The sequence below is a fragment of the Leptospira chreensis genome, from assembly GCF_016919165.1.
Taxonomy (GTDB): Bacteria; Spirochaetota; Leptospiria; order Leptospirales; family Leptospiraceae; genus Leptospira_A; species Leptospira_A chreensis.
The window spans coordinates 1-13883 of the sequence record NZ_JAFFPS010000041.1 but is presented as its reverse complement, the minus strand read 5'-3'; the positions used below and the strand labels follow the sequence as shown (position 1 = coordinate 13883).

The 13883-nt window shown below is 40.5% G+C and carries 13 protein-coding genes; 7 read left to right on the top strand and 6 right to left on the bottom strand.

What is annotated here, in order from left to right; all coding sequences use genetic code 11:
* Positions 1-5: 5 nt before the first annotated feature.
* Positions 6-929 (bottom strand): branched-chain amino acid transaminase, encoded by a 924-nt coding sequence (locus JWG41_RS12665; RefSeq protein WP_205270295.1) that lies wholly within the window; start codon positions 927-929, stop codon positions 6-8.
* Positions 930-1098: 169 nt separating this feature from the next.
* On the opposite strand from JWG41_RS12665, the gene mnmG reads away from it, so the two are divergent.
* Positions 1099-2973: a tRNA uridine-5-carboxymethylaminomethyl(34) synthesis enzyme MnmG gene (mnmG, locus tag JWG41_RS12660; RefSeq protein ID WP_205270294.1), complete on the top strand. Its 1875-nt coding sequence runs from the start codon at positions 1099-1101 to the stop codon at positions 2971-2973.
* Positions 2974-3321: 348 nt separating this feature from the next.
* On the opposite strand, the gene JWG41_RS12655 is transcribed toward mnmG, so the two are convergent.
* Positions 3322-4047 carry a hypothetical protein gene (locus JWG41_RS12655; protein WP_205270293.1) on the bottom strand — a complete coding sequence of 242 codons (726 nt, stop codon included), beginning with the start codon at positions 4045-4047 and terminating at the stop codon, positions 3322-3324.
* A 58-nt stretch (positions 4048-4105) separates the two neighbouring features.
* Between JWG41_RS12655 and JWG41_RS12650 the strand changes: the two genes are divergently transcribed.
* Genes JWG41_RS12650 through JWG41_RS12640 form a run of 3 tightly spaced genes read left to right on the top strand, consistent with a single transcriptional unit; the run spans position 4106 to position 6504 of the window.
* On the top strand, positions 4106-4849 hold the full coding sequence (locus JWG41_RS12650; RefSeq protein WP_205270292.1) for an RsmG family class I SAM-dependent methyltransferase: 744 nt from the start codon (positions 4106-4108) through the stop codon (positions 4847-4849).
* Positions 4842-5603, top strand: a complete 762-nt coding sequence (locus JWG41_RS12645; RefSeq protein WP_002972914.1) for a ParA family protein — start codon at positions 4842-4844, stop codon at positions 5601-5603. Before JWG41_RS12650 ends, JWG41_RS12645 begins: the two co-directional genes overlap by 8 nt.
* A 4-nt stretch (positions 5604-5607) precedes the next feature.
* Positions 5608-6504 carry a ParB/RepB/Spo0J family partition protein gene (locus tag JWG41_RS12640; RefSeq protein WP_015682732.1) on the top strand — a complete coding sequence of 299 codons (897 nt, stop codon included), beginning with the start codon at positions 5608-5610 and terminating at the stop codon, positions 6502-6504.
* Here the strand turns inward: JWG41_RS12640 and JWG41_RS12635 are convergent.
* The 4 genes from JWG41_RS12635 to JWG41_RS12620 are packed head-to-tail and all read right to left on the bottom strand — an operon-like array spanning position 6478 to position 10124.
* A complete protein-coding gene (locus tag JWG41_RS12635; RefSeq protein ID WP_205270291.1) occupies positions 6478-8298 on the bottom strand; it encodes an ABC transporter transmembrane domain-containing protein in 1821 nt (606 codons plus the stop codon). The two genes, JWG41_RS12640 and JWG41_RS12635, sit on opposite strands and share 27 nt — an antisense overlap.
* A 4-nt stretch (positions 8299-8302) precedes the next feature.
* Positions 8303-8773 carry a YaaR family protein gene (locus tag JWG41_RS12630; protein ID WP_205270290.1) on the bottom strand — a complete coding sequence of 157 codons (471 nt, stop codon included), beginning with the start codon at positions 8771-8773 and terminating at the stop codon, positions 8303-8305.
* Positions 8774-8781: 8 nt separating this feature from the next.
* Positions 8782-9135, bottom strand: a complete 354-nt coding sequence (locus JWG41_RS12625) for a bactofilin family protein (RefSeq protein WP_100788910.1) — start codon at positions 9133-9135, stop codon at positions 8782-8784.
* Positions 9135-10124, bottom strand: a complete 990-nt coding sequence (locus tag JWG41_RS12620; protein ID WP_205270289.1) for a M23 family metallopeptidase — start codon at positions 10122-10124, stop codon at positions 9135-9137. The genes JWG41_RS12625 and JWG41_RS12620 overlap by 1 nt, the downstream gene beginning before the upstream one ends.
* Before the next feature lie 105 nt (positions 10125-10229).
* Between JWG41_RS12620 and JWG41_RS12615 the strand changes: the two genes are divergently transcribed.
* The 3 genes from JWG41_RS12615 to JWG41_RS12605 all read left to right on the top strand — a co-directional run.
* The gene (locus JWG41_RS12615; RefSeq protein ID WP_205270288.1) at positions 10230-11039 is read left to right on the top strand and encodes a TatD family hydrolase; all 810 of its coding nucleotides are present in this window, start codon (positions 10230-10232) and stop codon (positions 11037-11039) included.
* Positions 11032-12288 (top strand): serine--tRNA ligase, encoded by a 1257-nt coding sequence (serS, locus tag JWG41_RS12610; protein WP_205270287.1) that lies wholly within the window; start codon positions 11032-11034, stop codon positions 12286-12288. Before JWG41_RS12615 ends, serS begins: the two co-directional genes overlap by 8 nt.
* A gap of 353 nt (positions 12289-12641) precedes the next feature.
* Positions 12642-13883, top strand: a 1242-nt coding sequence (locus tag JWG41_RS12605) for an OmpA family protein (RefSeq protein WP_408611756.1), incomplete at its 3' end; no start/stop codon positions are given.

Sequence of the window (13883 nt, the reverse complement as noted above, 5' to 3'; positions counted from 1 at the left end):
AGTGACTAGTATACCGGAGTGAGCCAGCTCATGTAATTCGGTTGTTCGCCGCGAACTGCTTCAAAGAAAATCGATTGGATTTTTTTTGTGATGGGACCGATGTTTCCATCTCCAATCACCCTTCGATCCACTTCTTTCACCCAAGCCACTTGCACACCAGTGCCTGAAAAAAATAATTCATCAGCAATGTAGAGTTCCGAACGAGCGATATCTCTTTCCACAACTTGGATCCCTAAGTCTTTTGCAATTTGAATGATGCTGCGACGAGTGATTCCTTCTAAGATGGAAGAAGGAATGGTTGGTGTATGGATCACTCCATCCCGAACGATAAAAAGATTTTCCGCTGAACCTTCTGATACAAATCCTCTCGCATCCAAAAAGATGGCTTCGTCCATTCCATTTTGAACCGCTTCTGATTTTGCCAGAGCAGAATTTACATACCCACCACTGACTTTCGAAAGAGTGGGAATTTGGTTATCAGAAAATCTTTGCCAAGAAGAAACGATTGTTGTAAGACCATTTTGTGTGTCGAGGTAGTCGTCCAACTTCAAAGCATAAACAGTGATGTCAGCTTTCACATCATGGAATCTCGGAGAAAGTTGTAAGGCAGAAGTATAAATAAAAGGCCGAAGATATACGTTTTGTTTTACTTCGTTTTTTCGAAGCAGTTCCAAAATGATAGATTGGATTTCTTCTGGTGTGATTTTGATTTGAAGCTGCATGATCTTTGTGGAGTTCACAAGACGTTTGCAATGTTCCGGCAATCGAAAGACATAGAGATTTTTTTTCGCTTCGTTGTAGTATCCGCGGATTCCACCAAAAACGCCGGTCCCATATTGCAAGGCATGGGTTTGGACACTGACTTTTGCGTCTTCGGAAGGAACGATCTTTCCTTCAAAGTATGTATAAGGGAATGAATTCTGAGCCATTGAGATTCCTATCACTCCAATCTTCTGAAGTTTCAAAATTAGAAAATGAATTTTATCTTTTTTTCTCTCGAACCATAGGCCGATGGTTTTGATATCGTTCTAGAGAGTAGAACAAGAATGAATCCTCTCACTCGTTTTTGATACGAACGAATACTTAAGAAGACATAATATGAATCCATCCTTTTATCCCAACCAATTTGATTGTATCGTTGTCGGCGCAGGCCATGCCGGAACAGAAGCTGCTTATATTTCTGCCAAGGCTGGTCTCAAAACTCTCCTCATCACAATGAACTTAGATACCATCGGACAGATGAGTTGTAATCCCGCCATCGGTGGAATTGCCAAAGGACATATGGTGCGAGAAGTCGATGCCCTCGGTGGTCTTATGGGCCGAGTCATCGATCAAACGGGAATTCAATTTAAGATGTTAAACACATCCAAAGGTCCTTCGGTCTGGGCTCCTCGCGCACAAGCAGAGAAAAAACAATACCAACTCATGATCAAACACCAGTTGGAAAAATTAAAAACTCTCTCGATCCGACAAGACACGGTTGAGGATTTGATTGTGGAAGGAAACCAAGTGACCGGTGTCATCACGGGACGCGGGTTTACATTTTATACCAACCATGTGATCTTAACGACAGGAACTTTTTTATCCAGTGTGATCCATATTGGAACTTACCAAAAAGAATCCGGCCGGATTGGTGAGCCAACAACCAAAGGTCTCTCCCATACACTTGCACGTTTTGAATTGCGACTGGGAAGATTAAAGACAGGAACACCGGCTCGTGTTCATAAGAACTCCATCAACTTTGAAGGACTTGATGTACAAGAGGGAGATGAGAACCCGCGTCCTTTTTCATTCTCCACTTCTAAGATCGATCGCAAACAGATTCCTTGTTACATCACTTATACCAACGACACCACTCATGAACTCATCAAACAAAACTTAGAATTTTCTCCAATGTATTCCGGTCAGATCAAAAGTATTGGCCCCAGATATTGTCCTTCCATTGAAGATAAAGTGGTTCGCTTCGCAGAACGGGATCGCCATCAAATTTTTATCGAACCCGAAGGTTATGAAACCAACGAGATGTATCTGAATGGTGTCTCCACAAGTTTGCCCGAGGAAGTGCAGTGGAAGTTTCTTCGGAGCATCAAAGGTTTAGAAGAAGTGGAACTCATGCGTCCGGGTTATGCTATCGAATATGATTTTGTGGATCCAACAGAACTAAACCCAACTCTGGAAACAAAGAAAGTCAAAGGCCTCTATCATGCAGGTCAAATTAACGGCACAACTGGGTATGAAGAAGCTGCAGCTCAAGGGCTTGTGGCCGCTTACAATGTGATTCGATCTGTTCGAAAAGAAGAACCCATTCTTTTCAAACGCAGCGAATCTTATATCGGAGTTCTTGTAGATGATTTGGTTTATAAGGGAGTGGAAGATCCCTACCGAATGTTTACCAGTCGTGCAGAATACCGCCTACTCCTTCGCCAAGATAATGCGGATCGAAGACTCATGCAGTATGGATATGAGATGGGACTTGTGGACGAGTCTCTCTATACGGATATGAAAGATCGTTATGCTCGGATTGAAAAAATCAAATCACAAATGTTTGTGACTTCCATGAAGCCTACCGAAGAACTCACGAAAGTTCTGGAAGAAAGGAAGATTGAAAATTATAAGTTCGGCCACACCGTGGCTTCGTTTCTAAAACGGTCCGATATCAAAATCAAAGATATCGAACCGATTCTTTCAGATCTTGAATCTTTGAACGAAGACGAAAAGGCAGTTTTGGAAATGGAAGTCAAATATGAAGGTTATCTGAAACGTGAGTTGGAAACCATTGAGTATCGTAATAAGTTTTTAAACTTTCAGATCCCTTCTGATTTTGATTACGCCAGTGTGAAAGGTTTGAAGACAGAAGCTGTGGTGAAGTTAGAAAAACATCGGCCTTTGAATTTGGAAAATGCTCTTCATATCTCAGGAGTGGATCCTTCTGATGTGGATCTACTTCTTTATCATTTGGTAGACAGACGATAATCAAAAACAAAAGACAAAGCTCCTCAAATTAAAAAACCAAGAAGGACTCCCCTCTTGGTTTTTTTTATCCTCTTTGAATCCATTTTCTGAATCAAAAATTTTAGGCCGCATCGATAAACCTGGATAGCTTGTTTTCAAAAACCCAGGAACTGAATTTTATCATTCGCAAAATAGACTTTTTAACTTTCTAAAATCAAACTTTGAATTCAGCTAAATTGTTTCGTCTTTCGCTTTGCGTATCACACGATCTTAAACTTCCGATTGATGATCTCTGTTCCAGGTTTTTAAATCGGCACTGACTGGTTGGCGATTTTTAAAACGATCCTGGGAAACTAGTATCAAGCTTTTCTAATCGTAAACAAGCACGTGAGTCTTTTCTAGGATCCAGTTGTCCCCTTGTTTCACGTGAAACGAATGAGACTCCAAAATTCCATCGGCTTTGTATTTAAGTTTATGAACCCGACGGCTTTCACCCTGAAAGAATTCTCTTTCAACGAGATTTCCCTTTGCATCGAATTTGAAATGAATCTCACCAAGACCTTTTTTCTTATCATCAGTCAGGTATTGGATTTGGACATTGGGACGTTTCGGATCAATTTGAAAACGAAAGGATTCATTGTCTTTGGTTTCTAAGTTTTTACCTTCAGCCGCAAAGACGTTTCCTTCTCCATCACTCTCAATGGAATAAACAATCAATAGTCGTCCTTCTCCATCTTTGATGTTCATCTTTTTCAAAGCACGACCTTTGAATTGAAAATCTTTTCTTTCAACAAGATGACCACCGTTGTCATAGACTTCTTCACTAGAGATGAGTCCATCGGTGTAACGGAAAGTTGTCTTTCCATCTCCTTTGCCCTCTTTATCTGAATAGGTTTCGCTGATCAATTTTCCATCAGAGTTGTATTCATATTCTGCGACATAAACAACCTGCCCTTCTGCGTTGCGTACGATTTCTTTATTCGGAACTTTCTTAATTTTTTTAAAAAGGTAGGCATCTTTGTGGGACCACTTGCCGGGAGTGTAACCTAAAATAGGAAAGGAAAGGATGATTAAAAAACTAATGATTCGAATCATGGAAAAGAGTTCTCCTACAGGAGACATCGGCGAATTCATTTAAAACGATAACGAGATTATGTCAGAAAAAACGATCCAAGAAGAAATCCAAGCCATCATCCCTACTCTATTCCCATCTCTCGAACCTGAGTTTGATTGGGAACTAGTGAAGAATTTTTATGAGTTTCTCAAACGAGACAACGAGAAAGGCGGATTCTTTTCTCGAAATGATTCTGAGAAAATACTAGAGAGACATATTCTGGAATCGATGATCTACGTTTGGAAACTAAAAAGCACAGGATATGTTTCACGTGAAACAAACGTGGCCGATGTAGGAACAGGGCCCGGACTTCCCGGTTTTCTTTTTGCCCTTTTGAAAAAAGCACCCCACGTCTTTCTCGTTGATTCGCAGAAACGTAAACTGACGCTTTTGGAAACAGAGATAGAAAGTGGAAGTCTTTCTAAAGTGAAAAAGCGAGTCGAGTTTATCTATGCACGCACAGAGGAGATCAATTCCAATTTTGATGTGGTCACTTCGAGAGCGATGGTTCCTTACCCATACATAGCCGAAGTAACTGCGCGGATGGTGAAACAAAAAGGAATCTTATGTCCCTTCCTTGCACAACCCTACCAAGATTTGGAGAAAGAAACAGAGGTTCTCACGAACAATGGTTTCTTTATGAAAAAAGAAATTCCCATTCCCGAATTAGAGTTTGTGGGAAAGAGACATATCAAAATACTGCAAAAGAATTCCCTTCCCAAAAAGGGATACCCCCGCGACTGGAAAGAAATCGTAAAGGAGACTAAAAGCAAGAATGGGTAAAATCGTTTCTATCAGTAACCAAAAAGGTGGAGTCGGTAAAACGACCACAGCGATTAACTTGGCATCCAATCTTGTTGATTTGGGAAAGAAAGTTCTCCTCCTCGATATTGATCCTCAAGGAAACTCAGGCTCAGGTCTTGGGTTGGAAGTGCAGTCCTTACACAAAACTACTTATGAAGTTTTGATTGGAGAACTCTCAGCAAGAGAAGCAGTTCAAAAAACTTTCGTAAACAATTTGGATATCATTCCTTCAAACATCAACCTCTCTGGTTTGGAAGTCGACTTCCTTGGAATGGATAAGAAAGAATTCAAATTGAAAGATGCTTTGGCTTCGATCAAAGAATCCTATGATTATATTTTAATCGATTGCCCTCCTTCTCTTGGTGTTCTTACCATCAACGCTCTTTGTGCTTCGCAGTCAGTGATGATCACTTTACAAACAGAATACTTTGCACTCGAAGGACTCTCGCAGTTGATGAGAATTATTTCTCTCGTACAGTCACAATGGAATCCATCTCTCGCACTCGAAGGTGTATTGCTTACGATGTATGACAAACGAACCAACTTAGCAAACCAAGTGGCAGAAGATGTTCGTAACTACTTCAAAGAAAAAGTTTATGAAACTGTCATTCCACGAAATGTAAAATTATCAGAAGCCCCGTCTTTTGGAAAACCGATCAACTATTATGATCCAGATGGTGTGGGTGCTAAAAGTTATAAAAGTTTAGCGGAAGAAATTGTAGGGAAGGCATAAGGTTATGGCACTCGGCAAAGGTAAAGTTTTAGGAAGAGGACTTGGGAATTTAATTCCTGTAAATGAAAACAATGTTGAGATTTCTAAAGAGGAACTCAGCGGTCTTAGAGAAATCAAAGTCACAGAAATTTTACCAAACCCACACCAACCAAGAAAACAATTTTCGGATGCCTCTATCCAAGAACTTTCGAACACCATTGTTGAACATGGAGTGATCCAACCCATCGTTGTACAAAAAAATCCATCTGGTTCTGGATTTCTTTTGGTAGCAGGTGAGAGAAGGCTTCGGGCTTGTAAACTTGCTGGCTTTGCAAAAATACCAGCCATTGTTCGTGACATTTCCGAAGCGGATATGATGGAGTTGGCTCTGATTGAAAACATCCAAAGAGAAAATCTCAATCCAATGGATGAAGCTTTGGCTTACCAGGCAATTATCGACAAACGCGGGTTAAAGGTAACAGACCTTGCCACTCGTGTGGGAAAAAACCGCGCCACCATTTCCAACTTGATTCGGCTTTTGTCTTTACCCAAACCATTACAAGACTTGGTGAAAGAAGGAAAACTTTCGGAAGGCCAAGCTCGCCCTCTGCTCTCCATACCCGATTCTAAAAAACAATTAGAAGTAGGTCAAAAGGTAATCTCTGAAGGTTGGAATGTTCGTGAGGTAGAAAACTATGTTTCTAATCTTTTGAACCCTGATAAAAAATCAAAGTCTGCTTCTGTTGGCCCAGACAAACGCGACGGTAGTATCGTGAAGTTAGAAACAAAACTCAGAAACAAATACAGTTCCAAAGTCGAAGTCTCTCACAATGAAACGAATGGAAAAGGAAAGATCGTTTTCTCTTATGCGAACTTAAGTGATATGGAAAGAATCCTAGAGCAGCTCGGTGTGAAACTGTAGTTTCGCCAACCGGTCGTACAATTCACTTTTTCTAATGAGTTCGTCATGGGTTCCGGCGGACTCGATCTCCCCTTCTTTGATCACCACAATCTGATCCGACTTCACTACTGTGGAAAGTCTATGCGCGATCATGATGGTAGTTCTTTCTTTCACCAAAAAGTCCAAAGCTCGTTGGATCATTTGTTCCGATTCCGAATCGAGAGCCGAGGTGGCTTCATCTAAAAGTAGAATTCTTGGATTCCGAAGTATGGCTCTCGCAATCGCGATTCTTTGTTTTTGTCCCCCCGAGAGTCTGGTTCCTAGATGTCCCAAATTACTTTCATATCCATCGGGAAGTTGGTTTAGAAATTCTGTTACGTAGGCATTCTCTGCAGCTTTCTCTATTTCTTCAAAACTGGCATTTGGTTTTCCATAGGCGATGTTCTCGCGTAAGGTCCCACTAAAGAGAATGGGTTGTTGGGGAACAAAGCCGATTAGAGAGCGTAAGTCTTTTAAAGTTAAATCTTTTAGGTCGACACCTTCGATAAGAATCTTTCCTTCCGTGGGATCATAAAACCTGAGGATGAGTTCAAAGAGTGTACTCTTTCCTCCACCGGAAGGACCAACTAAGGCCGTGGTTTTGTTTGCAGGAATTTCTAAATGGATGCCTCGAATGGCTTTATGATCGGGACGTGATGGATACGAAAACTGCAGATGATCCAAATTAATTTTTAGTCCTTTCTGTTTAGAAGAACCATTCAGAGATCCGTTTCCTTCATTGGGAAAAAGAATGTTTGCGATCGGTTTTGGAAATTGTGGATCTTTGATTTCTGATTCAGATAAAAGAAGTTCCATCAAACGTTCGGTAGCTCCGGCCGCTCTTTGCAAATCCCCAAGCACTTCCGAAACAGCACCAACACTATTGGCAACCATGATCGCATAAAAAGAAAAAGCGATGAGTTCTCCACCAGTAATTTTTCCTTCTAATACATCGGTTCCCCCAATCCATAACATGACGCTGATTCCTGTGAGAATAAAAAGAATCACTGCTGCAATTAGGAGTGCTCTTTGTTTGATTCGTGCAACAGCGACATCAAAAGCAGCCTCAACCGTATGAGTGAATTTTTCAACATCCTCTTCTTGGTGGTGGAAGGATTGCAAAATTTTAATATTGAGAAGGGATTCACTCACGTAAGTTCCAATCCCTGCAATTTTGTCCTGAGTGGTGCGTGATAGGTTTCTAACTTTTTTTCCGTAAAACAAAATCGGAAACACAATGAAAGGAACACTGAGTAGAACGATCATTGTGAGTTTGGCATTGGTGATAAAAAGGAAAATGATCCCTCCTACAAACATCAAAACATTTCGAAGGGCAATGGACGCAGAAGATCCAATCACTGTTTGGATGAGAGTTGTATCGGTGGTGATCCGAGATTGAATTTCCCCTGGAGAATTCATTTCGAAAAAACTGGGATGGATGAAAATGATATGTTTGAAAACATCTCTTCGAATGTCTGAGGCCACTCGTTCCCCAATCCAGGAAACTGAGTAATGCCGAATGTAGGTTCCGATCGCAAGGAGGATTCCCACTAAAATAATAAAGGCGAGTGAATAACCTAATTCTTGTTTGGATCTCGCAGAAAAACCAGCATCAATCAAATGGCGTAAACCCTGACCCAATCCTAAAGTTACCCCTGCGGTAAAAAGTAAGGCAAAGGAGGAAAGTGCCATTTGTAATCTGTAGGGTTTGAGGTAAGAAAAAGTTTTGGAGAGCGCGCGGATGTTTTTCGATTTTGGTCGGTCTGGAGTTTGCAAAGAATTATCCTTTTAGATCAATAAGTAGACCTCTGATTTCATCTAATTGTTTCAAAATCACGAACGCACTGTTGTTGGGAGAAAACATGGTTTTGGCGAGGAGATCTAATTTTTCATCCACAACCTTTACATAACGTACGTCTTTTTGGTCATTTCGTCCGCGTTGTGGGGCTTGCATGACTTTGTAGTTTTTCTTTAGAATCAGCTCTGCAATTTGTTTGATGTGTTTTTTATACGATTCGAGATTTTTGTGGTTGGGATCTTTAATCAGTTCTTTTTCCAAATCAGGTAGATCTTTCCAGAGTTCGTTTAACTCTCGGGTTTCCTCTTTTCCGGAAGGAACGATAGATTCTAAAATATCTAAAAAACTTTGTTTGGATTCATCGACTGGAGCAAAAGATCCGGAGAGCTTTTCTTTGGCACCTTTCTTCGCCTGAGTGGATACCGACTTAGGGTTGTTGTTTTGAATGATCATAAACCCGCCTAATGACGAGTGGGGTTAATCGTGCATTTTCCGTGAAACACTACGCCTTCTTCTACGATTAGGCGAGGAGTGACAATGTCCCCTTCTAATCGACAGCTGGAAAGTAAGGTAACTCGTTCTGTTGCATAGATGTTTCCGCGGATTTCTCCCCCGGCAACGACCACACGTGCTTTGATATCTGTATCGACGATTCCAGACTTTCCTATAAGTACCTTTCCGGTAGTTTCGAGAACTCCTCGAAATTTTCCATCGATACGAATGAGGCCAGGGAATTTGAATTCGCCTACGAACTCGGCGCCTTCCCCAATGATGCTATTAACTAAAAATTCTTCTTCTGTAGATGGATTCGGCATTATTCTTGAATTTGGTTGAGAAACGAAAACGGATTCAACGCTTGGGTACCAACATGGACTTCATAATGAAGATGGTAAATCGGATTTTCTGGTGATTTTCCAACATAACCTAGAATGTCGCCCTTGGAGAGTTTTTCATTTTTCTTAACACGAATTCGATCGAGATTGGAGTAGATTGTTTTCCATCCAAAACGATGAGACAATTTTACATAATAACCAGTAGCAGGAGAATATCCTGTATCAAACACCATACCCGGAGCAGTGGCAATGACTTCCGCACCTGGAAAAGATCCAATGTCCAATCCGCGGTTTAACTCTTCTTTTCCAGTCACAGGAGAGATGTATTTTCCAAATGGAAACAAAACATAACCTTTGGTTGGCCAAATGGAGGGAGTATTTCGAATGATGCTCTTTCTTTTTTTAATGAGTTTGATGATCTCTTCAGAAAGTTCGGAAGATAATTTTAGATTATGAATGTCTTCTTTGATGCGAAAGGATTCATCAGTAATGTCCGATTGCGGTGTTCCTTGTAATGCGAGGAACTGTCCTGCTTGTCCACCCATCCCTTTAGAAACGCGAGATGGATCTCCACCTAATTTAATATAAAGGTTCGATATCCTTTCATAGTAATACTGGATGGTTTCGTGAAGGGAGTTCACCTCTTCCTTCATCTTAGAGGATTGTCGAATAAAGTCTTTGTTGGTTAAATTGAGTTCTGTGAGTTGGTGAATGGATCCACTGTGTGATAAAACATTCACAGCACTGATCACAAGAAGGACTACCATGATTCCGATAAAGATGGAAATGGCTTTGTAGGAGATAACAAAGTTAATGGTTTTACGGTCGGTATGCGGAATGACCATAATGGTCAGACGTTCACGGCCTTTTTTATCAAGATCCTCGTAACGTTGAGACAACTTAAGCTTCCATTCCTGGACTTTATACCGCAAACGGTAAAAAATTAAATGTAGTCTTTGTTTTACTTCCACGTTCTTTCGAGACCTTTGACTATTTAAACAAAAGTTAATGCACCCACTATATCTTTCGATTGAATTTTCATTTTCATCCAGTGGAAATTACAAATCTTGCTATTTATGGGATATTCAACCATCGACACACACTGCCACTTAGACATAATTCGGGAACAGGGCCAAGAGATTGAAGAAACACTGGCGAAATCCCGAACGGCTGGAGTAGACCGCATGGTTCAAATCGGAATTGATTTACCTAGTTCTAAGGAAGCTGTTCGTATTTCAGAAACTCATTCGACTAAAGACTTAGAGATTTTCTATTCGATTGGTTGCCATCCGACGGAAACGCATGAATTCCCCAATGCGGACCAAATTTTAGATTTAGCAAAATCCCGAATGGATGATCCAAAATTTTCAGCCATCGGTGAGATTGGTGTCGATCTCTATCATGACGCGAGTACTAGACTGGCTCAGAATGAAGTGTTAAGAAAGTTTTTACAGTTTTCTGCTGATTATAAATTGCCTGTAGTGATTCATTCGCGCGACGCCTTTGCAGATACGTATGAAGCGTTAAAAGAATTTAAAACAAAAGCATTTGGTGTGATTCATTGTTTTACTTATGATTATGAAGCAGCAAAACAATTTGTGGATTTGGGTTACTATGTTTCCTTTTCAGGAATTGTTACGTTTAAGTCTGCGACCGACATCCAAGAAGCTGCACGTAGAATTCCTTTAGAGACAATTCTTATCGAAACGGATGCACCATTTTTATCGCCAATGCCTCATAGAGGAAAACGAAATGATTCTTCGCATTTACCTTTTGTATTAGAAAAAATGTTCTCGTTGCGTACAGAAACTAATTCCGAAGTATCCGATCGTATTTATCAAAATTCCATAAAATTTACAGAAAGAAAGGCCTATCACCATGCTTGATATCAACCGTATCGTCCAAAATCCAGAAGAGCTACTTTCCACCTTACAAAAGAGAGGTGTTGCTTCCGCAGACATCGAAGCTAAAATCAAATCTGTTTCTGAAAAACAACGTAAGTTAAAATTGGAAGTAGAGGACCTTCGTGCGGAACGAAACCGAGTTTCGAAAGAAATTGGAATCCAAAAATCGCAAGGCAAAGACATCACCGAAATTTCTGCATCGATGAAAGGTGTTGGAGATCAAATCAAAGCCATTGAAGATGAACTGACCAAAGAAGAAGAGTCTTTACAGGATCTCAATTTGGGTCTTCCGAATTTACTCGATCCATCGGTTCCAGAAGGAAAATCAGAAGCAGACAATGTTCTCGTTCGTCAGTGGGGTGATGTTCCCAAACTATCTTTCGAAGCAAAAACACATTTTGACATTGGGGAAAAATTAGGTATTTTTGATTTTGAACGGGGAGTGAAACTTGCGGGAGCAAGGTTTTACACTTACCGTGGACTTGGTGCCAAACTTGAAAGAGCATTGATGAACTTAATGCTTGATACCCATACAACTGAAAATGGTTATGAAGAGATGTGGGTTCCTGTTCTTGTGAATGATGAGTCCATGACTGCCACAGGCCAGTTGCCCAAGTTTGCAGAGGATTTTTACAGGCTAGAAAAAGACGGACTCAACTTGATTCCAACAGCGGAAGTGCCACTCACGAATTACTACCGTGATGAAATTATTTCTGAAAAAGAATTACCAATCTCCGTATGTGCTCACACTCCTTGTTTTCGAAGGGAAGCGGGTTCTTATGGGCGTGATACAAGGGGTCTTGTTCGTGTGCACCAATTCCAAAAAGTGGAACTAGTCAAATTTGTAGAACCGGAAACTTCACAAACGGAGCACGAAAAAATGCTCCAAGATGCCGAATCCATTTTGCAAAAACTAAAACTTCCTTACCGAGTGATGTTACTTTGTAGTAGAGATATGTCTAGTGCTTCCTCGAAAACCTACGATATCGAAGTTTGGATGCCGGGTCTTGGTCGATTTATGGAAATTTCTTCTGTTTCTAACTTCAAAGACTATCAAGCAAGACGGGGAAAAATTCGATACAAGTCAAAGGAAGGAAAAAACCTGCTCGTCCATACTCTGAACGGTTCCGGTCTTGCTATCGGTCGAACACTGGCTGCAGTGATCGAAAATTACCAATCAGCAGATGGAACCTTCCAAATTCCGGATGTATTGAAACCATACATTCGTTAAAAATTTAGGGCAGATGACCGAGGTGTCAAATGCCCTATTCGTCTTTATCTAGATCAAATTCAAAATCCATCACCATATCGATTGATAAAAAACTCCCATTACTAATTCTAATTGGTAAAAATAATTTTTTGGAGTTAGGTAAGATAAATTCTTTTTCAGTCTGGGGTTTATATACGAAATGCAGATATTTAGCCGGATTGGTGGTTTATGCGTTACTCATAAAATCTCGCATATACGTTGATTATGCGAATCTCGCTTATTCCCCAGCACGCGGGGGTGTTAAACGCATTACGTTTATTCGTAAATTGATAGGGAGTTCCCGTCGTCAGGATAGGACTGAATCCTTATCGCATATCGTTTATTGTACACTTCTTCTATTTCTTTCCTTTCAGATTCTTTTTCTTCCTAATTCTATTTATAGCCAAACAGCGGATGTAGAACCAAGTCTGGTGGTTGCTCCAATTCAAGGGCCGATCAATACTGAGTTTCAAGAATTTGGACCTACGATGACTCCGGATGCTAAGAGTTTGTATTTTTATTCTAAACGTTCGAGTAAGGGTTATACTGAAATTTTTAAATCGGAACGTAAAAAGGATGGGACTTGGGATTTTCCAGAAGAGGTTGATGTTTTAAATTCTCCTTATGATGACCAAAGCCCTTTTATCACAAGGGATGGAAAAACATTGTTATTGTCTTCGAATAGAGATGGTTCCGTAGAAGTAATGTTACCCGATGGTAAGGTTGGTATTTCTAGAGATTTATATGTTTCGAATTGGAACGGAAAATCTTGGGGTAGTCCCGTGGCATTGCCGAGTCCCATCAACACAGAAGAAATCGAAGAGAATCCTCATCTACTAGGAGACACGCTACTTTTTACTAGGTATCCTTTTGGGAAACCAAATCTCGCCAAAGTATATTTTAGCCAATATAAGAATAACACTTGGTCGAATCCAAAACTTCTCCCTTCTCCCATTAATGATAATTATGCGACGATTGCGGCTGCCTTTAATGATGATGGAAGCATTCTTTTTTTCTCATCAAACAGACCTGGTGGATACGGTGGATTTGATTTGTATATGGCAAAAATTGACGGAGAATCCTTTAAAGATATTGAGAATTTAGGGGCCCCAATCAATTCCACAGAAGATGAAGCTTATATTGTTTTCCAACAGGTAAAAAAGACATTTTTATTTTGTAGGAGAGTCGAAGGTAGATCCTTTGATGTGTTTACCGCATCCGTCCCCAAACAAGAAAATCTGGTGCAAAAGAAACTAGAGGAAACAAAAAAAATCTCGTTGGATTCGGTATACTTTGAACGGGCTTCCTCGGTTTTAAAACCGGAATCTTCGGCTCCACTAGACTCTATCGTTGACTACCTACATGAAAATTCTGATAAAAAAATGAAAATTATAGGCCATACAGATTTAACAGGAACGTTTGAAGACAATATGGTTCTCTCGAAAGAGCGAGCGGAGTCCGTTAAACAGTATTTAGTCTCTAAAGGAGTGGATCCCAAACGTTTGGCGACGGATGGAAAAGGGCCAACACAGCCGATGGTTCAAGGGACAGATGAGACTTCGTCCAAAAAAAATCGA